This window comes from Arthrobacter sp. KUASC02, assembly GCF_059739395.1.
This window is the reverse complement of record NZ_AP046053.1, coordinates 2,314,366-2,338,205: the sequence shown is the minus strand read 5'-3', so window position 1 is coordinate 2,338,205 and position 23,840 is coordinate 2,314,366. Positions and strand designations below refer to the sequence as shown.

Sequence of the window (23,840 nt, the reverse complement as noted above, 5' to 3'; positions counted from 1 at the left end):
ACTTTAGCGCACCTCCACCATCACCTAAACGTAAGTCGCCACGAGCGGCTGAATCGACCGGCTCGGACATGCCGAGCTGTTAAGGGGGCCCGGGAGCGGCTTCGGGCGTCCGCGAAGCCGACGGGGCCCCCTTAACAGCGAAGGCATAGGCTCGCCGGGTCTACTTCACGTCCTCGTCGACCCAGTCCATGGACTTCGTCACGGCCTTCTTCCAGAGGCGCATCTGGCGGTCCCGCTCCCCTGCGTCCATCTGCGGTTCCCAGCGCTTGTCCTCGGACCAGTTGGCCGAGCACTCTCCCAGGTCCTTCCAGAAGCCGACGGCCAGGCCGGCGGCGTAGGCGGCACCGAGGGCGGTGGTTTCCACGACCTTCGGCCGGATCACCGGAACGCCCAGGATGTCCGCCTGGAACTGCATCAGGGCGTCGTTGGCGACCATGCCGCCGTCGACCTTCAACTCCGTCAGCGGAACACCGGAGTCCGCGTTGACGGCGTCGAGCACCTCACGGGTCTGGAAGGCGGTGGCCTCCAGCGCCGCACGGGCGATGTGGTTCCTGTTGACGAAACGGGTCAGGCCCACGATGGCGCCGCGGGCATCGGACCGCCAGTACGGTGCGAACAGTCCCGAGAACGCCGGAACGATGTACACGCCGCCGTTGTCCTTGACCGAGGCGGCGAGCGTTTCCACTTCCGGGGCACTGCTGATCAACCCGAGGTTGTCCCGCAGCCACTGGATGAGGGATCCGGTGACGGCGATGGAGCCTTCCAGCGCATAGTGCGGAGCAGCGTCCCCCAGCTTGTAGCCCACAGTGGTCAGCAGGCCGTTCTTGGAGTGGACGATTTCCTCCCCGGTGTTGAAGATCAGGAAGCAGCCGGTGCCGTACGTGTTCTTGGCCTCGCCGGCCTCAAACGCCGCCTGGCCGAAGGTGGCCGCCTGCTGGTCGCCAAGGATGCCGGCAACCGGCGTTTCACGGAGGAGCTGTGAAGTGTGGACCGTGCCGTAGACCTCGGAGGATGACTTGATGGCAGGCATCATGGAGGCCGGAACGCCGAAGGCATCCAGGATCTCCTGGTCCCAGGACAGCGTGTCAAGGTCCATGAACATGGTCCGGGAGGCGTTGGTGACGTCGGTGACGTGCACGCCGCCGTCCACTCCGCCCGTGAGGTTCCACAGGACCCAGCAGTCCGTGTTGCCGAAGACCAGGTCGCCGGCTTCGGCCTTGGCGCGGGCGCCCTCCACGTTGTCCAGGATCCACTTGATCTTGGTGCCGGAGAAGTACGTTGCCAGCGGCAGGCCCACCTTCTGCTTGAAACGCTCCGGGCCGCCATCCTTGGCCAGCTCGTCCACGATGTCCTGGGTCCGGGTGTCCTGCCAGACGATCGCGTTGTATACGGCCTCGCCCGTCGTCTTGTCCCAGACAACGGCCGTTTCGCGCTGGTTGGTAATGCCGACGGCTGCGATATCGTGCCGGGTCAGGTTCGCTTTGGACAGGGCGGAGGCGATGACCTCGCGGGTGTTGTTCCAAATTTCGGCGGGGTCGTGTTCCACCCAGCCTGCCTGCGGGAAGATCTGCTCATGTTCCATCTGGCCCGAGGAGACGATGCTGCCGCTGTGGTCGAAGACGATGGCGCGGGTGCTGGTGGTGCCCTGGTCGATGGCGATTACGTACTGGTTCATGTTGACGTCCTTGTCTGTTGTCTGAAGGGCTTGGTGGGGGTGTTGGAACGCGGGACGGGGATCAGGAAGCTGCCGAGGCGATGATCGGCACTACTGCTGCGACGGCGCCGGCGAGTCCGCCGCCTACCAGCGGGCCCACTACCGGGATCCAGGAGTAGCTCCAGTCGCTGGAGCCCTTGCCCTTGATGGGCAGCAGTGCGTGGGCGATGCGGGGACCGAGGTCGCGGGCGGGGTTGATGGCGTAGCCGGTGGGGCCGCCGAGGGACACACCGATACCGACAACCAGCAGGGCCACGGCCAGCGGGCCAAGGCCAGAAGGGGTCCCGCCGAGGGTCAGGATGACGAAGACGAGGACAAAGGTGCCGATGATCTCGGTGATCAGGTTCCACGGGGTGGAGCGGATGGCAGGGCCCGTGGAGAACACGGCGAGCTTGCTGGCGGGTTCCGGTTCGGCGTCGAAGTGCTGCTTGTGGGCCAGCCACATGACCACTGCACCCAGGAACGCGCCCAGGAATTCACCGCCGAAGTAGGTCAGTGTGGATGCGAAGTCGACGCTGACGCCGGGAGCATACTCCGCCTTGCCGTTGAGCAGCAGGCCGAAAGTGACGGCGGGATTCAGGTGTGCGCCGGACTTGGCAGCCACGAAAACACCGCAGAAGACTGCAATGCCCCAGCCCCATGTGACCATCAGGAATCCGCCGTTGTTGCCCTTGGTGCCTTTGAGCGCGACGTTTGCCACAACGCCGCAACCCAGCAGGGTCAGCATTGCGGTTCCGAATACTTCGGAAAGGAAAACAATTCCAAGAGACATCTTTGACTCCTCTATTTTCTGTTGTCAGCCCTTCGCGAGTTTGAAGGGCTGTTGGGCCGGCAACGTTGTTGCGTTGCCGGCCGGCTGCTGCGCCGGCTGTTCCTCCAGCGGAACCGCGCAGCCCTTGCGCCCGGGCACTCCCTCCCCGGGCACGCAAGCTATCTAGGCGACCAGGCTGTGGACCTGGACGCCGTGGAAGCGTTCAAGCACCTCCTGGGCGTAGTGGATTTCGGCTGCCCGGGCGGCGGCGTCCCAGCCCAGCGGAACGGCAAGGACCTCTGCGACCTCGTTGAGCAGTTCGCCGGTCACCAGCCCGCGGAAGGCCAGCGACGTGCGCCGGATCAGCACGTCGATGAGGTGCCCCACCTGTTCGTTGCGGGCCATGAACTCGAGTTCGCGGACACTGAGTTCGCGGGTGGAGTGCAGGAGCCGGTCCGGTCCGGCGTCGAGGTAGCGCAGGACTTCTTCGGCGCGGGTGCCGTAGCGGGTCAGCAATCCGGAGATCCGGTCAGCGTCGCGGCCGGCGGACATGTGTGCCTTGATCCACTGTTCGATGCCGGACGCTGTGTCCGGGAAGCCGGCGCCGCCGCCGATGGCGAGTTTCGCCGTCGAGACTTTCCGTTCCAGTCCCAGTTCCTTGAGCACGTCATTTGTCAGGTGTTCTGCCAGGGCCCGGAACGTGGTCCATTTGCCGCCCACCAGGCTGAGCACGACGGCGCCGCCGGCCGACGTATGCTGTCCGCCGCGCTCGATCCGGTAGTCCCGGCTGACGAAGCCGGGCTGGGTGGCGTCGTGCCGGGGCAGCGGGCGGACACCGGCGAAGGTGTACACGATCTGGTCCCGGCTCACCGGGACGTCCGGGAAGACATGGCCGATCAGGTCGAAGAAGTAGTCGATCTCGGCGTCGGTGCAGACGGCATCCTCTGCCATGTCCGCATCGACATCGGTGGTGCCCACCAGCACGCGGTCGCCCATCGGGTAAATCAGCACGATCCGGCCGTCCGTGTGTTCAAAGAAGATTTCGCGGCCGTTGCAGGCCTCGAGCAGCCCGGGGTGGTCCAGCACGATGTGCGAACCCTTTGTTCCGCCCATGAAGGAGGAGGCAGCACCCATGGCCTGGTTGGTCAGGTCGACCCAGGCCCCCGTGGTGTTGACGATCACGTCCGCCGTGAAGTCGAAGACTTCGCGGGTGAGTTCATCGCGCAGCTGGACAGTGCTGCCGCCCGTGGAACCGGACGAATTTCCGGCCGCCCCGCCCATGGACACGAGCGAAAGGTAGTTGCTGGCCCGGGCGTCACTCGGACCCGCGGCGCCGGCCTTTTCGCCGTCCTGGAGCACGTCAAGGGTGAGCCGCTCGGGGTTGTGGACCGAGGCATCGAAATAGGTGGCCGCGTACTTGATTCCGGGGTGCAGCCGCGGCAGTTCCGCCAGGGCGCGCTTCCGGCCGCGGAACTGGTGGCGCGGAACTGTGCCGCCGTCGCGTGAGAAGAAGTCGTACATGCTCAGGCCGAGCTTGATCAGGAAGGCGCCGCGTTCTTTCGGCTTGCCCTGCTGCTTGTGGGTCAGGAACCGCAGCGGCGCAGACAGCACGCCGGAGAAGGTGCTGAAGATGGGAATAGTGGTCTGGAGCGGCTTGACGTAGTGGGGGGCAATGCGCAGCAGCCTGTTGCGTTCGACAACGGACTCCTGGACCAGGCGGAACTCACCGTTTTCGAGGTACCGGATTCCGCCGTGGATCATGTGCGACGATGCACCGCTGGCCCCCTGGCAGTAGTCTCCGCGTTCGACGAGCGCAACATCGACGCCCTGTAGTGCCAGATCGCGGAACGTGCCCACTCCGTTGATTCCGCCGCCGATGATCAGGACCTGCGCGCGGGGCCGCTTTCGCAGGCTCTGCACTGAGGACCGCTGGCGGCTGGAAGACGGATGGCCGGATGAATCGTTGGTTCCCAAATCTGCTCCTTTGGGTTTGGTTCTGTGCGGCACGCCTCAGCGCGGCGCCGTTCACCACTATTGTTTGGACTAATGGAAAATGGAGTCAAGCACTATGCACAAACGTGCAGAACGGAAGCCCAATGCCGCGTTCACGCCACTCAGAAGCCCTCAGGGCTGCACAACTGTATTACCTCCAGGACCTCACGATGGACGCCATAGCCAGGGAGCTCCGGACCTCGAGATCCACGGTTTCCCGGCTTTTATCGACTGCCCGGGAAACCGGCCTGGTGCAGATCCAGATCCGCAATCCGCTCGACACGGGACCCGAACTGGAGAACATGATCCGCGCCCAATACCGCGTCGATGTGCACGTCGTTCCGGTGGTGGACACCCTGAATGAGGCGGAGACACTTGACAGGGTGGCCATGCAGGCTGCACGGACCATCGGTCCGCTGGTCGACTCAAACGCGATCATCGGCGTCGCGTGGGGATCCACCCTCAGCGCGGTCAGCCGCCACCTGACCCGCAAGATCACCCACGACAGCGTGATCGTCCAGCTCAACGGCGCGGGCAACATGCAGACCACCGGCATTACCTACGCCAGCGACATCATGCGCAGGTTCGGCAGCGCCTACGGGGCGCGTGTTGAACAGTTTCCCGTTCCGGCGTTTTTTGACCACGCCGCCACGAAGACCGCCATGTGGAATGAGCGCAGCGTCCAGCGCATCCTGGATTTGCAGTCACGCATGAGCATTGCCATTTTCGGTGTGGGATCAGTGGACGCCGACTACCCGAGCCACGTCTATGCCGGCGGCTACCTCGACGAGAACGACCTGAACATTCTGGCCAGCTCGGACGTGGTGGGTGACGTTGCCACCGTGTTCTTCCGCGGCGACGGTTCCTCCGACGGCATCACGCTCAACGAACGGTCCACCGGCCCGGCGCTGGCACAGCTGCGGCAGGTCCGGCGGCGGATCTGCGTCGTATCAGGAGCCTCGAAGATCAACGGACTGCGCGGCGCGCTCGCTGCCGGGCTCGCCACCGACCTGATCCTCGATGAAGCCATGGCGCGGCGCCTGGTGAGTTTCGACGGGTTGTCGTGACGCCGGCAGCGGCAGGCTTCACGGCCTGTCCCGGGGAGCCTGCCGCGGGGAGTCGGTAGAGTCAGTGCTATGAAAACCTCGCCCCGGCTAAGCCTCAACAACGGTGTGCTGATCGACCAGCTGGGCTTCGGGCTCTACAAGGTTCCCCCGGCGGACGCTGCCGGCCTGGTGACCATGGCCCTCGAAGCCGGCTACCGGCACTTCGACACTGCGTCCATGTACGGAAATGAAACCGGGGTGGGCAAGGCCATCGGCGCCCTCTCCGGCTTCGGCGGCAGCGGAGCCGGCGGCGGCTCCGGCGAGGCGGCGCCGTCGCTCTCCCGGGAGGACCTCTTCGTCACCACGAAGGTGTGGAATGACGACCACGGCTACGACGCAACGATGCGGGCCTTCCAGACCTCGATGTCCAACCTCGGCCTGGAATACATCGACCTCTACCTCATCCATTGGCCTTGCGCCCGCCGCGGACTCTTCACCGAAAGTTACCGGGCCATGGAAACCCTGTACCGCGAGGGGCGGATCCGGGCCATCGGAGTTTCCAACTTCCAGCCTGCCCACCTGGAGCGCCTGCTCGAGACGGCCGAAGTGGTCCCCGCCGTGAACCAGGTGGAACTTCATCCCTGGCTGCAGCAGGACGAACTCCGGGGCCTGCATGACCGGCTTGGCATCCGCACGGAGGCCTGGAGCCCGCTGGGCCGGGGGCAGGTGCTCGAGGATCCAGTGGTTGTGGAGCTGGCAGCGGCGCACCGCCGGACCGCGGCCCAGATCGTCCTGCGGTGGCACGTGCAGCTGGGCAACGTGGTCATTCCTAAAGCCAGCTCCTACACCCGGATCCGGGAAAACCTTGATGTCTTCGGCTTTACCCTGGACGCCTCGGACATGGCCGCCCTTGCCGCCCTGGAACGCAACCAGCGCACAGGCTCCCACCCGGACAACGTCAACTAGGATTCGACACCATGGAACAAGTGGACACAGGACCGGCACAGGCCCTGCACCTTTTCAGCAGCGCACTGGACGACAGGACGCGGGCCGCCAGCGTGGACCTGGATGGCTGCACTGTGGACTACTGGGTGTACGAGCCGCTTACCGTCACAGCTGAGACCAGGACGATCCTGGTGATCCACGGATTCCGCGGGGACCACCACGGCCTGCTCCGGGTTGCGGACCAGCTCCCCGACATGCGGTTGATCATGCCCGACCTGCCCGGTTTCGGCAGCTCCGGTGCGTTCACCGATGGTGAGCACAGCGTCGCGCGGTACGGGCAGTTCATCCGCGACTTCATGACCGCCATGGGCCTGGGTCCGGAAACGGTGCTGCTGGGACACTCCTTCGGATCCATCATTGCCAGCCATTTCGTGGCGGCCAACCCCGGCGCCGTGTTCCCGCTCATCCTCATCAATCCCATTGCCGCGCCGGCACTGGAGGGGCCCAAGGGCGTCATGACCAAACTGGCAGTCTTCTACTACGAGGCCTCTGCCAGGCTCCCCCGCGCCCTGGGCCTGTACCTGCTCCGCAGCAGGCTCATTGTCAGGGTCATGAGCGTGGCCATGGCAAAGACCAGGGACAAGCAGCTCCGTCGCTTTATCCACGGCCAGCACAGCGCGTACTTCTCGGCCTTTGCCAACCGGGACAGCCTGCTTGAGTCCTTCAAGGCGTCCGTGGGCAGCAACGTCTCCGAAGTTGCTGCGGACCTGGCCCTTCCGGTGCTGCTGGTTGCCGGGGAAAAGGACGAGATTGCGATGCTCCCGGACCAGCACAAGCTGAAGGCCCTCCTGCCGGACGGCACCCTCGAGGTCATTCCGGGTGTGGGGCACCTTATCCACTATGAGACACCCGAACCGGCCGCCGGCTACATCAGACGCTTCCTGAAGGACCATCCCGCGTGAAAATCATTATCGATGCCCGCTTCACCCGCCTGGACCACCACGACGGAATCAGCAGGTACGGGGCCAGCCTGATCGCCGCCACGGCCAAGATCGCCGACGTCTCGATGCTCGTCAGCGATCCCCGGCAGCTGGCCCTGCTCCCGGACGTGCCCTACACGATGATCAACAGCCCGCTCTCCCCCGCGGAGCTCTTCGTGGCCGCCAAGGTCAACAAGCTTGGCGCCGACGTGGTGGTGTGCCCGATGCAGACGATGGGGACGTTGGGCCGGAAGTACGGCCTGGTCCTAACCCTTCACGACCTCATCTACTACGAGCACCCCGCTCCGCCAGGCTTCCTGCCTGCCCCGGTCCGAGTGCTGTGGCGCCTTTACCACAAGGCGTTCTGGCCGCAGCGGCTGCTCCTGAACCGGGCGGATGTGGTGGCCACCATCAGCCGCACCACCGAAGCCCTGATTGCCAAATACCGCCTGACGAAGCGGCCGGTCCGGATTGTGGGCAACGCTCCGCAGCACGGCCACACGCCCCGCGACCCCGGTGCCGGCGCGGACCCCACCCTGCTCTACATGGGTTCGTTCATGCCGTACAAAAACGTGGACACCATGGTGCGGGGAATGGCCGACCTGCCCGGCATGACGCTCCATCTCCTCAGCCGCATCACGCCGCAGCGCCGGGCGGAACTCGAGGCCCTGGTGCCGCCGGGAGCGGAAGTCGTCTTCCATAACGGCGTGACGGATGCCGAGTACGAGGCCCTGCTGGCCCGGACCACTGCCCTGATCAGCCTCTCACGCGCGGAAGGCTACGGACTGCCGCTCGTGGAGGCCATGTCCCACGGCACGCCCGTCATCGCCAGTGACATCCCGATCTTCCGCGAAGTGGGGCAGGACGCCGTGACGTACGTCCACCCGGATTCCCCGTCCGAGTTCGCCGAAGCGGTGCGGCGGCTGGAACAGGCGGAGGTGTGGAAGGCGCTGTCACGCCGTTCCGTGGAACGGGCTGCGGAATTCAGCTGGGACCACTCCGCCCGGCAACTCGTGGACCTGGCCGAAGAGGCCGCCCGGATCAGCAGGCGCTGAGGCCGGCCCCGGCGGAAGCTCCTTAGCCGCAGTTCGCCGTCAGCCGGGACACAACCAGGGCACGTCGGCTGGAGCACATCAGCTAGAGCACGTCCACGCCGTCAAGCCGGAGCTGGACGGGATCGTCGCTGCGCCGTGCCGCCGCCGCGGCCTTGACGGCCCGCATCGCACGCGTTGCTTCCGCCGCCTGTGCATAGGGAATGAACAGCAGCGTCCGGACGTCCTCGCCGGCCTCCTGCCTGGCTGCCCGTGCATTCGACAGCACCACGGGCGCCGGACCAGCCATGCGCAGGGTAATGCCCTGCCGGGCCAGGCTCTGCTCAATGGCCTCGGTGAAGTGCCCGACGGCGGTCCGGCCGCCGGTCACCGAGGCAACCCGCACCGCCGGGGGCAGCTGGAGCTCCTGCCGCAATGACAATTCGCGCTGCGCATACCCGCTGGCGTCCCAGCGAAGCAGCGCGCCCACCCCGGCGACGTCGTCCGCGGTGATCACCACGAGGCCCCCCTCAGCGGCAGGCTTGACGAGGGCCGCGGCGTTGAACCAGCGCCGTACGGCGTCCTCCCCTGCGCGGAGGTTTTCCCGGCGCAGCAAGGAGTCCCCATCCAGCAGCAGTGCGGCGGCATAGCCGCCAGCCGCCACAGGTTCCGCTCCCACGGTGGCCACTACGAGGGCTCTTGTGTCCGGGACGGTGGCTTTGACGTGGTCGCCCGACGACGTGATGACGGGTTTGCCCGGGAACGCCCGGCCCAGCTCCTCCGCGGTCCGCAGCACACCGGTGGCGGAGCGGCGGAGCCTGGGGCTGGTGCAGTGGCTGCAGCGCCAGGCCGGCGCCGGCGCGGAACACCAGCGGCACTGCGGTACGGCGGACGATCCGGCGGCGCCGGCAATAGCCAGGGGCCCGCTGCAGGCCGTGCACCGGGCAGGTTCCCGGCAGGAGTCGCAGACCAGCGAGGGCGCATAGCCGGCGCGGGCCACCTGCACCAGGACGGGGCCGCGTTCCAGGCCTTCCTTGGCGGCGCGCCAGGCCGCCCCCGGCAGCCTGGCGATCCGGGCGAGGGGGTCGCGTTCCTGTTCAAAGCTGTCCGCGGTGTTCAGGACACGCGGTACAGTCCTCCGGACCTCCGGGCGGGCGGCTTCCACGGTCCGGGCCCAGCCTGCGTCCACCAGGCGCTGCAGTTCGGTGCTGCGGGTGTGCGCCGCCAGCAGGCACGCTGCGCCCTCCTGCTCCGCGCGCAGGAGCAAGACCTCCCTGGTGTGGGCGTAGGGCGACCGCTGCTCGATGTGGAGGTCGTCGCCGTCGTCCCAGCACACCACCAGGCCAAGGTTGTGCACGGGGGCATAGGCCGCAGAGCGGGTGCCGACCGCGACGCCCGCGTTCCCGGTCAACACCCGCAGGTAGCTGCGGTAGCGGGGCGTCGGCCCGTCGTCGGCAGTGAGCCGGGCGATGTCTTCCCGGGGAAGCAGCCGCGCCAGGGCGGCCTCGACGCGGTCCAGGTCGCGTTGGTCCGGAACCACCACCACCGCGCCACGGCCCGCGGCACGGACGGCCGCCACGGCTTCGGCAATGAGCTCGGGCCAGCCGGCAGGGCCGAAACCCTGGAGCGCGCTTAGCACCGCGCGCGGCGACTCGCCCGCAGCGAGGTGCCGGAGGAAGGCCGTCCCGTTGACGTAGCGGGACCAGTGCCCGGGTGGGTGTGGAATGCGGGACGCCTCCGGCTCCGCGTCCGCAGCGGCTTCCGTCATTTGAGGGCTTGCGGAGAGCTTTCCCTCGGTGGCCAGCTCCTTCTCAAGCTTGGCAACCCGCGGCGGGATGGCCACGCGCAGGACGTCGCTGACGGTTCCGGCGTAGCGGGCTGCCACAGTGCCGGCCAGCGCGGCCATTTCCGGCGTGAGGACCTGCACGGCAGACACGACTTTATGGAGCGGTACGAGCACGTGCCCGGCGTCGGAATCAGCCACCCTGTCAAGGATGTAGCCGCTGAGCTCCTGGCCGTTGAATTTGACCTTGACCCGCACACCCGGCTGCGCGGCGTCGTCGACCGAGGCCGGCACGCTGTAGTCGAAGGGCCGGTCCAGATGGGGCAGTGAGGATTCGATAAGCACTCTGGCTACGGGCAGCGACGGCGCGAGCGGAGGACCGCCGGAAGACTGCGTCCGGGCGGCCGGGAACCCCTGGAGGAGTGACAGCTGGAAGGGTTCTTCGGCGGCGGCTGCCTCACCCGGAAAGGAAGCGATGGGACCAGTCTCCGTTCAGCATCTGCCAGTTGTGGTGGTCATGGGTCCGGTGCGGTGGAGCAATGCTCCACCAGCCGGAAAGCACAGTAGCAGGGCCGCCCGAATGGGGGCCCTGCTACAGCCAAACACACGGCACCGACATTGACTCCGGTGGCGGCCCTCAGGCGTTGAAGAAAGCCTTGAGGTCATCCACGCGGTCAAGGCGTTCCCAGGTGAAGTCGGGATCGTCGCGGCCGAAGTGTCCGTGCGCAGCAGTCTTTGCGTAGATGGGCCGCTTGAGGTCCAGCGCATCGATGATCGCACGCGGACGGAGGTCGAAGATTTCCGAAATAGCCGCGCTGATGCGCTCGGGATCCACCGTTTCCGTGCCGAAGGTCTCGACATACGTGCCCACGGGCCGTGCCTGGCCGATGGCGTAGGCAATCTGGATCTCGGCCCGCTTGGCAAGTCCGGCAGCGACCACGTTCTTGGCCACCCAGCGCATCGCGTAGGCCGCGGAGCGGTCAACCTTGGAAGGATCCTTGCCGGAGAAGGCACCGCCGCCGTGGCGCGCCATGCCGCCGTAGGTGTCCACGATGATCTTGCGGCCGGTCAGGCCGGCGTCGCCCACGGGGCCGCCGATCACGAACGCTCCGGCGGGGTTGAGGATGTTGCGGGTACGCGAGATGTCCAGGTTGGCTGCCGCCAGCACCGGGTCAATCACATGCGTGGCAAGGTCGGCGCGCAGCTGCTCGAGGCTGGCGCCCTCCGCGTGCTGGCTGGAGATCACGATGGTTTCGACGGAGACCGGCCGGTCGCGGTCGTAGCCGATCGTGGCCTGGGTCTTGCCGTCCGGGCGGAGGTAGGGAAGTTCGCCGTTCTTGCGCACTTCGGTGAGGCGCTCTGAGAGGCGGTGCGCAATCCAGATCGGCACGGGCATGTAGGACGGCGTCTCGTCGCTGGCGTAGCCGAACATGAGGCCCTGGTCGCCGGCGCCTTGGAGGTCGTAGTCGTCTTCCTGGCGGCCTTCGCGGGCTTCCAGGGAGTTGAACACGCCGCCGGCAATGTCGTTGGACTGCTGGCCGATGGAGACGGAGACGCCGCAGCGTGCACCGTCAAACCCGTTGGCCGAGGAGTCGTAGCCGATCCCTAGGATGGTCTCCCGCACGATCTGCGGGATCTCCACGTAGGCGTCTGTGGTGACTTCGCCCGCTACGTGCACCAGTCCGGTGGTGGCCAGCGTCTCCACTGCCACGCGGGACTCGGGGTCCTTCGCCAGCAGGGCATCCAGGATCGCATCGCTGATCTGGTCGCAAATCTTGTCCGGATGGCCTTCAGTCACGGACTCCGACGTGAAGAGACGAAGGGATGGCGGCGTCGCGCCATGGGATGCGGGAATGTGCAGCGGTAAAGTCACTCAACTACCTTACTGGTTGGGAATCGGTCAGGCCTCGGCATGTGTCCCCCTGCTAAGGAGGCCTTGCACACGCCGGCCGTTCAAGCTCGTGGGAATACGCGGCTCAACTCGGAGCTGATGCGGTCAATGACGGCCGCCGCAACTTCGTCCTTCGAGCCGGATGCCGATTGTGGTTCGGAGCCGGTGCGGGAAAGGATGACCACGGAGTTGTTGTCCTGGCCGAACACCAGGCCCTCGCCCACGTGGTTGACCACCAGCAGGTCGCAACCCTTCTTCCGGAGTTTGGCCTCGGCGTGGTCCAGCACGTCCCCCTCGGCGTCGCCGGTTTCCGCGGCAAAACCCACAATCAGCTGACCGGGCCTGCCCGCCGCGCGGACCTCCACGAGTTCGTGCAGGATGTCCGGGTTGCGGAGCAGGTTGATCACTGGATCGGCGGTGTCATCCCGCTTCTTGATCTTGGTGTCCGACACCTCGGCGGGCCGGAAGTCCGCCACGGCGGCAGCCATGATGACGACGTCGGAATCGGCTGCCGCGCGCAGCGCCGCTTCCCGGAGCTGCAGCGCAGTTTCGACCCGGACCACTTCGACGCCGGCGGGAGCCGGTACGTCCATGTGGGCGGCCAGCAGCCGGACGCTCGCGCCCGCGTCGCGGGCTGCCACGGCAAGTGCCACTCCCTGTTTTCCGGACGAGCGGTTGCCGAGGAACCGTACCGGGTCCAGCGGTTCCCGTGTGCCGCCCGCGCTGATGGTGACGGTGCGCCCGGCAAGCGGCAGCTGCCCGGGAACGGCGTTGCCCTGCATCAGGGCCAGCGCGGCGGCAAAGATAGCCTCGGGCTCCGGCAGCCGGCCGGGGCCTGAGTCGGAGCCGGTGAGCCGGCCGCTGGCGGGTTCAAGGACCGTTACGCCCCGGCTGCGCAGCGTTTCCACATTGGCCTGGGTGGCAGCGTGCAGCCACATTTCGGTGTGCATGGCAGGGGCCATCAGCACCGGGCCGCTGGCCATCAGGAGAGTGTTGGTGAGGAGGTCGTTGGCGTGGCCTCCGGCGGCACGCGCCAGGAGGTCCGCCGTGGCCGGGGCCACCACGATGAGGTCGGCCTCATGCCCCAGGCGTACATGGTTGACCGACGGAACGTCGTCGAAGACGCTGTTGCTGACCGGGTTCCCGGACAGGGCTTCCCAGGTGGCCACGCCAACAAAGCGGTTGGCCGCCTCCGTGGGGATCACCGTGACGTTGTGTCCGGCTTCAGTAAAAAGCCGGAGGAGCGATGCCACCTTGTAGGCGGCAATCCCTCCCCCGACTCCGAGGACTATGCGCACGTGACCTCCGTCAACAGGCAGTCTTTTTGTGTAAGGAGATCTACTCTGCGGGTTCGATCGGCGTGGAAACGAGCTTGCCTTCGTTGATTTCGCGCAGGGCGATGGACAGCGACTTCTCGTTCAGCTTGGTGTCGACCAGCGGGCCAACGTATTCGAACAGGCCCTCGTGCAGCTGGGCGTAGTATGCGTTGATCTGACGTGCACGCTTGGCACCGAAGATCACCAGGCCGTACTTGGAATCAGCTGCCTTCAGCAGCTCGTCGATCGGCGGGTTGATGATGCCTTCAAGGTTCGTGGACACGAATTCTCCAAATTCTAACGGGCCGATCCGACCCTGCGGCTAGTGCGGGTGCGGGGTCAGCCCCATGAGTGAAACAAGCTCGTCCGCTGCGCGTCGAACGTCATCATTGATGACGGTGTGATCGAACTCCGGCTCAGCGGCAAGTTCTAGTTTAGCGGTTTCCAGTCTCTGCTGCTGTTCCTCGGCTGATTCCGTGCCGCGGCCCACCAGGCGGCGGACCATTTCCTCCCAGGTAGGCGGGGCGAGGAACACGAATTGGGCTTCCGGGACGGCCTGCTTGACCTGGCGCGCGCCCTGCAGATCAATCTCCAGCAGCACCGAACGGCCATCGGCGATGGCCGCGTCCACGGTGCTGCGCAGCGTGCCGTACCGGTTGCGGCCGTGGACCACGGCCCATTCGAGCAGTTCGCCGTCGGCCACCAGGGCGTCGAATTCCTCGGCCGACTTGAAGAAGTAGTGAACGCCGTCCTGCTCCCCCGGGCGCGGAGCCCGGGTGGTGGCCGAGACGGAAAGCCAGACTTCGGGATAGTTGTCCCGGATGTAGGTGGACACGGTGCCTTTACCAACAGCCGTCGGACCGGCGAGGACTGTCAGTCCCGGTTTCTTGCTCACATATTCCTTTGGGCGTTATTCGGATGGACGTGATTCTCGTTCATAAAATCTACCAGCGCCCGGCGCTGGTGAATGCCGAGCCCCCGCAGCCTCCGGGATACGGCAATGCCCAGCTCGTCCATGATGGCAGCGGCCGTGACACGGCCCACACCGGGGAACGCCTCCAGCATCTCGGAAACCTTCATCCGCGCGATGGCGGAATCACCGTCCCCGGAGGCGAGGAGCTCAGCCACCGTGAGCGTTCCAAGCTTTAGCTGTTCCTTGGCTTCCGCCCGGGCCGCCCGGGCGGCCGCCGCCTTACCCAGCGCTTCCGCGCGTTCCTGGTCTGTCAGGGGCCGCAGGCTCACTCAAGTCACCCCGATATCGTCGGTCGGATCCAAGGCAAAGGTCCCGGGAGTCCTCCGAACCTACCCTTTGCCTGGCGCAGAAATCAATGGACGCGAAAATCGATGGATCAGCTGGTCAGCAGGGGCTCCAAGGTGCGCAGGGCGGCCTCCCGGAGTCCGCCAACGGAGGGCCCTCCGGAGAGGATGTCCCGGCTTGAGGTGCCCAGGACCTGCGAATAGGCGGCACCGAACGTTGCCCGCAGATCCGCGGCCGTGGCGCCCTGGGCTCCGAGCCCCGGCGCGAGGATGATTCCGCGTACCGCCGCCAGGTCCAGTTGCAGGTCCGCCAGCGCTCCACCCACAGTGGCGCCAACCACCAGGCCCACAGAGCCCAGCGCGCCCGTGTACCGGAGATTTTCAGCAGCCGCCGCCTCGGTGATCCGGCGGGCCACGGAATCCGCGCCGCCGACGTGCTGGACGGAGGCGCCTTCCGGGTTGGACGTCAGGGCCAGGACAAAGACGCCGCGGCCGTATTCGGCCGCAAGGTCCAGGGCCGGGCGCAGCGACTCGAAGCCCAGGTAGGGGCTCAGGGTCACCGAATCCGCGGCCAGCGAAGAGCCGTCCCGGAGCCAGGCGTCGGCGTAGGCAGCCATGGTGGAGCCGATGTCCCCGCGCTTGGCGTCGGCGATGGTCAGCACGCCCGCATCGGCAGACGCTGCGAGGGTGCGTTCCAGCACGGCCATGCCGGCCGAGCCGTGGCGTTCGTAGAGGGCCACCTGCGGCTTCACGGCGGCAGCGAGCGAACCCACTGCCTCCACGACCGTGAGCGAGAAGCGCTCCAGGCCGGCGGTGTCGTCGTTCAGTCCCCAGGCCTTCAGCAGCGCCGGGTGCGGATCGATCCCCACGCACAGCGGACCGCGGTCCGCCATGGCCCGGCCGAGCCGGGAGCCGAAGGACTCCCGGCCGGCCGTCATTGCTGCCGCTTGCTCAGCCATTCTGCAGGGCCTTCAGGTTCTCAGCGTGCTCCTGCAGGCTGGTCACCGACCATTCGTAGGTGCGCAATGCTTCGATCGCCTGGACGGCCGCGTTGAACTCGGCCACCGTGGTGATGCACGGAATGCCGATGGACGTTGCCGCCGCGCGCAGCTCGTAGCCGTCGATGCGGGCTTCCCCGCCGGAAGGCGTGTTGAAGACCATGTCGATCTCGCCGGCGATGATGAGGTCGGCGATGGTGCCTTCCCCTTCGGCGCTGCTGCCTTCGGCGACCTTGCGGACCGGGGTGGCCTGGATGCCGTTGCGGCGCAGGACGTCCGCGGTGCCGCCGGTGGAGACGATCTCGAAGCCGAGGTCGGAGAGGCGCTTGACGCCCATGATCACCGAGCGCTTGTCCCGGTTGGCCACGGAGACGAAGATCTTCCCTTCGGTGGGCAGCGCGTTGTTGGCGGCTGCCTGGCTCTTGGCGAAAGCCGTGTCGAAGTGCTTGTCGATGCCCATGACTTCGCCGGTGGAGCGCATTTCCGGGCCGAGGAGGGAGTCCACAACCTTGCCCTCCGGGGTACGGAAGCGGCTGAAGGGCAGCACGGCTTCCTTGACCGAGACGGGTGCGTCGAACGGCAGGGTGGAGCCGTCACCGGTTTCCGGCAGCATCTTGTAGGCGCTGCGGAGCTGGTTGATGGTCACGCCGGTGCCGATCAGCGCGGCAGCCTTGGCCATCTGCACGCCCGTGGCCTTGGAGACGAAGGGCACCGTGCGGGAGGCCCGCGGGTTGGCTTCGAGGACGTACAGGACGTCGGAGGCCAGGGCGAACTGGATGTTGATGAGGCCGCGGACGCCCACGCCCTCGGCGATGGCCAGGGTGGCGGTGCGTACGCGCTCGATCACGTTGTTGCCGAGCGTGATCGGAGGCAGCACACAGGCGGAGTCGCCGGAGTGGATGCCGGCCTCTTCGATGTGCTCCATGATGCCGCCGAGGTACATTTCGGTTCCGTCGTAGAGGGCGTCGACGTCGATTTCGACGGCGTCTTCCAGGAACCGGTCGATCAGCACCGGGTGTTCGGTGGTGATCTCGGTGGCGTTGGCGATGTAGCGGGAGAGGTTGGGCTCGTCGTAGACGATCTCCATGCCGCGTCCGCCCAGCACGTAGGACGGGCGGACCAGGACCGGGTAGCCGATTTCGTCGGCGATCTTTTTGGCGTCCTCGAAGGACACTGCGGTGCCGTTCTTGGGCGAGATGAGCCCGGCCTCGTCCAGCACGCGGGAGAATGCGCCGCGGTGTTCGGCGAGGTCGATCGCTTCCGGTGACGTGCCGAGGATCGGCACGCCCGCGTCGGCCAGCTGCTGGGCGAGCTTGAGCGGGGTCTGGCCGCCGAGCTGGACGAACACGCCCATGACGCCGCCGGTGCGCTCCTCCGCCGCGATGACTTCAAGGACGTCCTCGAGGGTCAGCGGTTCGAAGTAAAGGCGCGTGGAGACGTCGTAGTCGGTGGAGACGGTTTCCGGGTTGCAGTTGACCATGACGGTCTCGTAGCCGGCTTTGCGGAGCGCCATGGAGGCATGCACGCAGGAGTAGTCGAACTCGATGCCCTGGCCGATGCGGTTGGGGCCCGAACCCAGGATGATGATGGACGGCTTGGAGTGCAGCGCCACCTCGTCCTCCTCGTCGTAGGACGAGTAGTGGTACGGGGTGTAGGCGGCGAACTCGGCGGCGCAGGTGTCCACGGTCTTGTAGACCGGGCGGATGCCCAGCGCCTGGCGGACGCCGCGGACCACGGCCTCCTGGTTGTTGGTGAGGGCGCCGATCTGCTCGTCGGAGAAGCCGTGGCGCTTGGCGCGCTGCAGCATCTCCTGGGTCAGGGCGGTGGACTTGCGGATTTCCTGCGAGATCTCGTTCAGCAGCTGGAGCTGGTCCAGGTACCACGGGTCGATCTTGGTGGCTTCGAAGAGTTGCTCCACCGTGGCGCCGCCCAGCAGGGCGCGCTGCACCTGGTGCAGGCGTTCGGTGGTGGGCCGCTTGGACTTTTCGATCAGCTCCGGGACTTCCCATTCGGGAACGTGGCTGAAGTCCAGCTGCGAGCCCTTCTGCTCGAGGGAGCGGAGCGCCTTCTGCAGTGCCTCGGTGAAGTTGCGGCCCATGGCCATGGCCTCGCCCACCGACTTCATGGTGGTGGTGAGGGTCGGGTCCGCTGCCGGGAACTTCTCAAACGCGAACCGCGGAACCTTGACCACGACGTAGTCGAGCGTCGGTTCGAACGACGCCGGGGTCTTCTGCGTGATGTCGTTCGGGATCTCATCCAGGGTGTAGCCCAGGGACAGTTTGGTGGCGATCTTGGCAATCGCAAACCCCGTGGCCTTCGAGGCCAGCGCCGAGGACCGGGAGACGCGCGGGTTCATTTCGATGACGACGACGCGTCCGGTGTCCGGTTCGACGGCGAACTGGATGTTGCAGCCGCCGGTGTCCACGCCCACTTCACGGATGACCGCGATGGAGATGTCGCGCAGGCGCTGGTATTCGCGGTCCGTGAGGGTCAGGGCGGGAGCCACCGTGATGGAGTCTCCGGTGTGCACGCCCACGGGGTCGAAGTTCTCGATGGAACAGACAACCACCACGTTGTCGTTCTTGTCCCGCATCATCTCGAGCTCGTATTCCTTCCAGCCGAGGATGCTCTCTTCGAGCAGCACCTCGCTGGTGGGGCTGTACTGCAGGCCCTGGCCGACGATCCGGCGGAGGTCGCCCTCGTCGTAGGCCAGGCCGGAGCCAAGGCCGCCCATGGTGAAGGAGGGCCGGACGACCATCGGGTAGCCGAGGTCTTCAGCGGCCTTCAGGGCCTCGTCGATGGTGTGGATGATGTGGCTGCGGGCTGACTCCGCACCGCAGCGTTCCACAACGCCCTTGAACTTTTCGCGGTCTTCGCCGAGTTCGATCGCGGCGATGTTCGCGCCGATCAGTTCCACGTTGTACTTTTCGAGCACGCCGTTCTTGTCCAGCGCGATGGCGGTGTTGAGGGCCGTCTGGCCGCCCAGGGTGGGCAGGACCGCATCCGGCCGTTCCTTGGCGATGATCTTTTCCACCACCTCGGGGGTGATGGGCTCCACGTAGGTGGCATCGGCGAACTCGGGGTCCGTCATGATGGTGGCCGGGTTGGAGTTGACCAGGATAACGCGCAGGCCTTCCTCCTTGAGGACGCGGAGAGCCTGGGTGCCGGAATAGTCGAACTCGGCGGCCTGGCCGATCACGATCGGACCGGAACCGATGACCAGGACGCTCTTAAGGTCAGTTCTCTTGGGCATTACTTCTTGTCCTCAGTCTTGGATTCGGTGGAAGTTTTGGAGTCGGCGCCAGCGGAGGGGGCGGCAGCCTTCTTGGTGTCCGCCATCAGCTCGATGAAGCGGTCAAAAAGGTAGGCGGCATCGTGCGGCCCGGCGGCGGCCTCGGGGTGGTACTGAACCGAGAAGGCGGGGATGTCCAGGCAGGAAAGGCCTTCCACGACGTCGTCGTTGAGGCTCACATGGCTGACCTCGACGCGGCCGAACCGTTCCTCGGGGGCCTGGGTGGCGCCGTCGAGCGGGGCGTCCACGGCAAAGCCGTGGTTCTGCGAGGTGATCTCCACCTTGCCGGTGCGGCGGTCCATCACGGGCTGGTTGATGCCGCGGTGGCCGTAGCGGAGCTTGTACGTGCCGAAGCCGAGGGCCCGGCCCAGGATCTGGTTGCCGAAGCAGATGCCGAAGTACGGAAGTTTCTCGTCCAGCACCGAGCGGAGCAGCTTGACCTGGTTGTCGGCCGTGGCGGGGTCGCCCGGACCGTTGGACATGAAGAATCCGTCCGGGTTGACCGCTTTCACGTCGGCCAGGGTGGCCGTCGCCGGCAGGACGTGGACGCGGACGCCGCGCTCGGCGAAGCGGATGGGGGTCATGCGCTTGATGCCGAGGTCGATTGCGGCGATGCTGAAGCGCGGCTCGCCGTCCCAGCCCCAGTCCTTCGGTTCCACGATGTAGGCCTCGTCAACACTGACTTCCTCGGCGAGGCGGGCGCCTTCCATCGGCGCGCTGGCCAGTACGGCGTCGAGCAGTTCCTTGTCCGTGGCCCGGGCCGCGTCGCCGGAGAAGATCCCGGCGCGCATGGTCTTGTGTTCGCGCAGGTGCCGGGTGATGGCCCGGGTGTCGACGCCCTGGATACCCACAATGCCCTGTTCCACGAGTTCGTCGTCGAGGGACCGCTCGGAGCGCCAGTTGGAGGGCCGGCGCGCAGCGTCGCGGACAATGTAGCCGGCCACCCAGATGCGGCGGGACTCGGCGTCGTCGGCGTTGACGCCGGTGTTGCCGATGTGCGGTGCCGTCTGGACCACCAGCTGGCGGGCGTAGGAGGGATCGGTGATGGTCTCCTGGTAGCCGGTCATGCCGGTGGCGAAGACCGCCTCGCCCAGGGCGGTGCCGGTGGCGCCGTAGCTGCTGCCGCGGAAGAAGCGGCCGTCCTCGAGCACCAGCACGGCGGGCGCCGACGTTCCCTGTTCAGGTGCAGTATCTGCGTTTGCTGTTACTTGGGTTTCTGTCACGTTGTTACTTTCCACTATCGGCATCTGCCTGAGGGGCTGCGGAGATCAATTCTTGAAAGGCGTCGAGGATGGCCGGTTTGTCGGCGGCGCGCCGGGTCCGGAATCCGGTGTCCAGTTCACGGCCGCCCAGTGTCCAGCTGAGCACCAGGAGTCCGTCTTTCTCGACGAACTTGCCGGCCATGCCGCTGTCCTGCCGGACTCCGGTGAGCCTGCCGGCCGGGATGAAGACCGGTCCGGCACCTGACCGCTCGAACAGCACGCCTTCGGGGTGGACGGTCAGTTCGGCGTTGGTGCGGATTCCCAGGCCTTGAACGGCAATGCGGTCCAGCCAATCCCCCGCCGTGGTGGTGGCGACGTACTGGCCGTCGGCCGCGGCAAGCGGCAGGCTCAGTTCCGCCGGCACCGCGGGCAACTGTTCGACGTCGGACTGGCGCCGCAGGCGGCTCCGCCAGCCGGCGCCGATCATGGCCAGCACGAGCGCGATGAGCGGCAGCGTGATGACCAGGGTGAGGGCTTTGTTGTCCATCAGTTGGCGCCCGCCGGACCGGTTGTTTCCGGGTGGGATCCGTGACGGTACGGGGTATTGAGCTCGCCGTTCAGGACGGTGGGATGACCCTTGAAGAACGTCGCCACAACCTTGCCCGGGAGTTCCCTTCCGGCGAACGGAGAGTTACGGCCCATGGTTGCCATCTTAGAAGGGTCCACGGTCCAGCGCGCAGCCGGGTCCACCAGTGTGACGTTCGCGGGTTCGCCCACCTCCAGCGGACGTCCCTGGTCGGCCACCCGTCCGATGACGGCGGGAGCGGTGGAGGTGACCCGGGCGAAGTCCTCCCAGCCCATGAGGCCGGTCTCGATCATGGTCGCCTGCACCACGGACAGTGCGGTTTCCAGGCCGGTCATGCCCATGGCCGCCTGCGCCCATTCGCATTCCTTGTGTTCGCTCGGGTGCGGGGCGTGGTCCGTGCCGACGACGTCGATGGTGCCGTCTGCCAGGGCCGCGCGGAGCGCCTGGACGTCGGAGTCCGTGCGCAGCGGCGGGTTCACCTTGTAGACGGGATCGTAGCTGCGGACAAGTTCGTCGGTCAGGAGGAGGTGGTGCGGGGTCACTTCGGCGGTGACGTTGATGCCGCGGCCCTTGGCCCAGCGGATGATCTCGACCGAACCTGCCGTGGAGACGTGGCAGACGTGCAGCCTGGACCCGACGTGCTGGGCCAGCAGGACGTCACGGGCGATGATGCTTTCCTCGGCCACAGCGGGCCAGCCCGTCAGTCCGAGGACTGCCGAGACGTCGCCTTCGTTCATCTGGGCGCCGGCGGTGAGCCGGGGTTCCTGGGCGTGCTGGGCCACCACGCCGTCGAACGCCTTGACGTATTCGAGGGCCCGGCGCATCAGCACGGGGTCGTGGACGCAGATGCCGTCATCGGAGAACACCCGCACCTTGGCGCGGGAATCGGCCATGGCGCCGAGCTCGGCCAGCTGTTCGCCGGCGAGGCCGACGGTGACCGCGCCCACGGGACGGACGTCCACCCAGCCGGCGGCGCGTCCCAGGGTGTGCACCTGTTCCACCACGCCTGCGGTGTCCGCGACGGGGTTGCTGTTGGCCATGGCGTGCACGGCCGTGTAGCCGCCGAGGGCGGCGGCGCGGGTGCCGGTCTCCACCGTTTCGGCGTCTTCCCGTCCGGGTTCGCGGAGGTGCGTGTGGATGTCCACCATGCCGGGCAGGGCCACCAGGCCGGCGGCTTCGATGACGGTGGCGCCGTCAGCCGCGTCGCTGCCGGCCAAGTCGGTGCCGCGTCCGGTGATGATGCCGTCGCGGATCAGGAGGTCCTGGGCTGCGCCGCCGAGAATCGCCGCGCCGCGGATGAGGTATGACCCGGTGCGGGCTGCATCCTGTTGTTCGTGTGCCATCAGTGGCTCTCCTTGGTGGAATGGGCGGCGTTGGAATATGCGGTGCTGGAAGAGGCTGTGCCGGAAGAGGCGGTGGCTGCCGGTTCCCGGGTGTCCCCGGACAGCAGCAGGTACAGGGCGGCCATCCGGACGGATACGCCGTTGCGGACCTGTGCCAGCACGGTGGAACGGGGAGAGTCCGCGGCGGCGGACGATATTTCAAGGCCCCGGTTCATGGGGCCGGGGTGCATGATGATGGTGTCCTTCAGTCCCAGGGTGTCCAGGGCCCGGAGGCGGTTGTCGTCGAAGCCCCAGCGGCGGGAGTATTCACGCGTTGTGGGGAAGAACGAGGCGTTCATCCGTTCGCCCTGGACGCGCAGCATCATCACGGCGTCCACGCCCTTCGCCAGGGTTTCGTCCATGTCGTAGCTGACGCTGCAGGGCCACTGCCCGACGCCGATGGGCAGCAGCGTGGGCGGCGCCACCAGCGTGACCTCCGCGCCGAGCGTACGGAGCAGCCAGACGTTCGACCGGGCCACCCGGGAGTGCAGGACGTCACCGGCGATGGCCACCCGCATGCCCTTCAGGTCAGCCCCCGCGGACGGCGTCCCGTGGAGCTGTGCCCAGTGCCGCCGCATGGTGAAGGCATCCAGCAGCGCCTGGGTGGGGTGTTCGTGGGTGCCGTCACCGGCGTTGATGACGGCGGCGTCGATCCAGTCCGTGGCGGCCAGCCGGTGCGGCGCACCGGAGGCCCAGTGGCGGATGACGACGGCGTCTGCCCCCATGGCGGCCAGCGTCTGCGCCGTGTCTTTGAGGGATTCGCCCTTAGAGACGGAGGATCCCTTGGCGGCAAAGTTGATGACGTCCGCCGACAGCCGCTTCGCGGCGGCCTCGAAGGAGATGCGCGTGCGGGTGGAGTCCTCGAAGAACAGGTTCACCACGGTGCGGCCCCGCAGGGCCGGGAGCTTCTTGACCTCGCGTTCCCCCACCGCGGCCATCTCCTCGGCCGTGTCGAGGATGCGGATGGCGTTGGCCAGGCTGAGGTCTTCGGTGGAAAGCAGGTGCTTCATGCGCCTGCCTCGATGACCACTTCGTTGACCGGTGTGCCGTCAACGGAATCGGTCTCTTCAAGCCGGACCCGGACTTTTTCGGAGGAGGACGTGGGGAGGTTCTTTCCGACGTGGTCGGCCCGGATCGGAAGTTCACGGTGTCCGCGGTCGATCATGACCGCGAGCCGGACGATGCGCGGGCGGCCCAGGTCGACGATGGCATCCAGTGCCGCGCGGATGGTCCGGCCGGAGTAGAGGACGTCATCGATCAGCACGACGACCTTGTTGTCGATGCCGGTTCGGGGCAGTTGCGTGGGATAGGGCGGCCGCGTGGGCTGGTGGGAGAGGTCGTCCCGGAACATGGTGACGTCCAGCTGGCCCACGATGGCGGCGGCATCCACGGTGGGATCGGCGGCGGCGATTTTCTTGGCCAGGCGCACGGCCAGCGGATAGCCGCGGCGCGGAATGCCCAGCAGCACCAGATCCTGGGAACCCTTGTTGGCCTCGAGGATCTCATGGGCGATACGAGTGAGTGCACGGTCAATGTCCGCAGAGTTGAGTACAACCCTGGCCGGAACCGGTGCTTCTGTGACTGATGTCAACGCTCGTCTCCCCTTTCCCCGCCTCACGGGACGGAATTAAAAAAGGAACATTTGCCCTTCAAAATTACCACACGCGCCATCCC

The 23,840-nt window shown here is 66.7% G+C and carries 20 protein-coding genes; 4 read left to right on the top strand and 16 right to left on the bottom strand.

Annotation, left to right across the window (positions count from 1 at the left end):
- Nucleotides 1-160: 160 nt before the first annotated feature.
- From glpK to AC6JAC_RS10730, 3 genes are all read right to left on the bottom strand, one after another.
- Nucleotides 161-1,675: a glycerol kinase GlpK gene (gene glpK / locus AC6JAC_RS10740; protein WP_028269139.1), complete on the bottom strand. Its 1,515-nt coding sequence runs from the start codon at nucleotides 1,673-1,675 to the stop codon at nucleotides 161-163.
- 61 nt (nucleotides 1,676-1,736) lie between these two features.
- Nucleotides 1,737-2,486, bottom strand: a complete 750-nt coding sequence (locus AC6JAC_RS10735) for an MIP/aquaporin family protein (protein WP_028269138.1) — start codon at nucleotides 2,484-2,486, stop codon at nucleotides 1,737-1,739.
- 162 nt (nucleotides 2,487-2,648) lie between these two features.
- Nucleotides 2,649-4,439: a glycerol-3-phosphate dehydrogenase/oxidase gene (locus tag AC6JAC_RS10730; protein WP_497964623.1), complete on the bottom strand. Its 1,791-nt coding sequence runs from the start codon at nucleotides 4,437-4,439 to the stop codon at nucleotides 2,649-2,651.
- 122 nt (nucleotides 4,440-4,561) lie between these two features.
- On the opposite strand from AC6JAC_RS10730, the gene AC6JAC_RS10725 reads away from it, so the two are divergent.
- From AC6JAC_RS10725 to AC6JAC_RS10710, 4 genes are all read left to right on the top strand, one after another.
- Nucleotides 4,562-5,524 (top strand): sugar-binding transcriptional regulator, encoded by a 963-nt coding sequence (locus AC6JAC_RS10725; protein ID WP_028269136.1) that lies wholly within the window; start codon nucleotides 4,562-4,564, stop codon nucleotides 5,522-5,524.
- A gap of 69 nt (nucleotides 5,525-5,593) precedes the next feature.
- Nucleotides 5,594-6,469, top strand: coding sequence for an aldo/keto reductase (locus AC6JAC_RS10720; protein WP_028269135.1), 876 nt, complete (start codon nucleotides 5,594-5,596; stop codon nucleotides 6,467-6,469).
- An 11-nt stretch (nucleotides 6,470-6,480) separates the two neighbouring features.
- Nucleotides 6,481-7,410: an alpha/beta fold hydrolase gene (locus tag AC6JAC_RS10715; RefSeq protein ID WP_497964621.1), complete on the top strand. Its 930-nt coding sequence runs from the start codon at nucleotides 6,481-6,483 to the stop codon at nucleotides 7,408-7,410.
- Nucleotides 7,407-8,483: a glycosyltransferase family 4 protein gene (locus AC6JAC_RS10710; RefSeq protein WP_028269133.1), complete on the top strand. Its 1,077-nt coding sequence runs from the start codon at nucleotides 7,407-7,409 to the stop codon at nucleotides 8,481-8,483. Before AC6JAC_RS10715 ends, AC6JAC_RS10710 begins: the two co-directional genes overlap by 4 nt.
- Before the next feature lie 82 nt (nucleotides 8,484-8,565).
- Here the strand turns inward: AC6JAC_RS10710 and AC6JAC_RS10705 are convergent, their stop codons facing one another.
- The 13 genes from AC6JAC_RS10705 to pyrR form a co-directional block, all read right to left on the bottom strand.
- Nucleotides 8,566-10,719 carry a primosomal protein N' family DNA-binding protein gene (locus AC6JAC_RS10705; RefSeq protein ID WP_497966802.1) on the bottom strand — a complete coding sequence of 718 codons (2,154 nt, stop codon included), beginning with the start codon at nucleotides 10,717-10,719 and terminating at the stop codon, nucleotides 8,566-8,568.
- A 160-nt stretch (nucleotides 10,720-10,879) separates the two neighbouring features.
- Entirely contained in the window at nucleotides 10,880-12,115 is a 1,236-nt protein-coding gene (gene metK / locus AC6JAC_RS10700) for a methionine adenosyltransferase (protein ID WP_028269131.1), read from the bottom strand.
- A gap of 80 nt (nucleotides 12,116-12,195) precedes the next feature.
- The gene (gene coaBC, locus AC6JAC_RS10695; protein WP_028269130.1) at nucleotides 12,196-13,431 is read right to left on the bottom strand and encodes a bifunctional phosphopantothenoylcysteine decarboxylase/phosphopantothenate--cysteine ligase CoaBC; all 1,236 of its coding nucleotides are present in this window, start codon (nucleotides 13,429-13,431) and stop codon (nucleotides 12,196-12,198) included.
- 40 nt (nucleotides 13,432-13,471) lie between these two features.
- The gene (gene rpoZ, locus AC6JAC_RS10690; protein ID WP_011692102.1) at nucleotides 13,472-13,732 is read right to left on the bottom strand and encodes a DNA-directed RNA polymerase subunit omega; all 261 of its coding nucleotides are present in this window, start codon (nucleotides 13,730-13,732) and stop codon (nucleotides 13,472-13,474) included.
- 39 nt (nucleotides 13,733-13,771) lie between these two features.
- Nucleotides 13,772-14,344 (bottom strand): guanylate kinase, encoded by a 573-nt coding sequence (gene gmk / locus AC6JAC_RS10685; protein WP_028269129.1) that lies wholly within the window; start codon nucleotides 14,342-14,344, stop codon nucleotides 13,772-13,774.
- A complete protein-coding gene (mihF, locus tag AC6JAC_RS10680; protein WP_055803235.1) occupies nucleotides 14,341-14,691 on the bottom strand; it encodes an integration host factor, actinobacterial type in 351 nt (116 codons plus the stop codon). The genes gmk and mihF overlap by 4 nt, the downstream gene beginning before the upstream one ends.
- A gap of 107 nt (nucleotides 14,692-14,798) precedes the next feature.
- The gene (gene pyrF, locus AC6JAC_RS10675) at nucleotides 14,799-15,665 is read right to left on the bottom strand and encodes an orotidine-5'-phosphate decarboxylase (RefSeq protein ID WP_497964617.1); all 867 of its coding nucleotides are present in this window, start codon (nucleotides 15,663-15,665) and stop codon (nucleotides 14,799-14,801) included.
- Nucleotides 15,658-18,957: a carbamoyl-phosphate synthase large subunit gene (gene carB, locus AC6JAC_RS10670; protein WP_028269126.1), complete on the bottom strand. Its 3,300-nt coding sequence runs from the start codon at nucleotides 18,955-18,957 to the stop codon at nucleotides 15,658-15,660. The genes pyrF and carB overlap by 8 nt, the downstream gene beginning before the upstream one ends.
- A complete protein-coding gene (carA, locus tag AC6JAC_RS10665; RefSeq protein WP_028269125.1) occupies nucleotides 18,957-20,243 on the bottom strand; it encodes a glutamine-hydrolyzing carbamoyl-phosphate synthase small subunit in 1,287 nt (428 codons plus the stop codon). Before carA ends, carB begins: the two co-directional genes overlap by 1 nt.
- On the bottom strand, nucleotides 20,224-20,745 hold the full coding sequence (locus tag AC6JAC_RS10660; protein ID WP_028269124.1) for a PH-like domain-containing protein: 522 nt from the start codon (nucleotides 20,743-20,745) through the stop codon (nucleotides 20,224-20,226). The genes carA and AC6JAC_RS10660 overlap by 20 nt, the downstream gene beginning before the upstream one ends.
- On the bottom strand, nucleotides 20,745-22,127 hold the full coding sequence (locus AC6JAC_RS10655) for a dihydroorotase (RefSeq protein WP_028269123.1): 1,383 nt from the start codon (nucleotides 22,125-22,127) through the stop codon (nucleotides 20,745-20,747). Before AC6JAC_RS10655 ends, AC6JAC_RS10660 begins: the two co-directional genes overlap by 1 nt.
- Complete coding sequence (locus AC6JAC_RS10650; protein WP_028269122.1) at nucleotides 22,127-23,176, bottom strand: aspartate carbamoyltransferase catalytic subunit; 1,050 nt, start codon at nucleotides 23,174-23,176, stop codon at nucleotides 22,127-22,129. Before AC6JAC_RS10650 ends, AC6JAC_RS10655 begins: the two co-directional genes overlap by 1 nt.
- Entirely contained in the window at nucleotides 23,173-23,757 is a 585-nt protein-coding gene (gene pyrR, locus AC6JAC_RS10645; protein WP_028269121.1) for a bifunctional pyr operon transcriptional regulator/uracil phosphoribosyltransferase PyrR, read from the bottom strand. The genes AC6JAC_RS10650 and pyrR overlap by 4 nt, the downstream gene beginning before the upstream one ends.
- Between the last annotated feature and the right edge of the window lie 83 nt (nucleotides 23,758-23,840).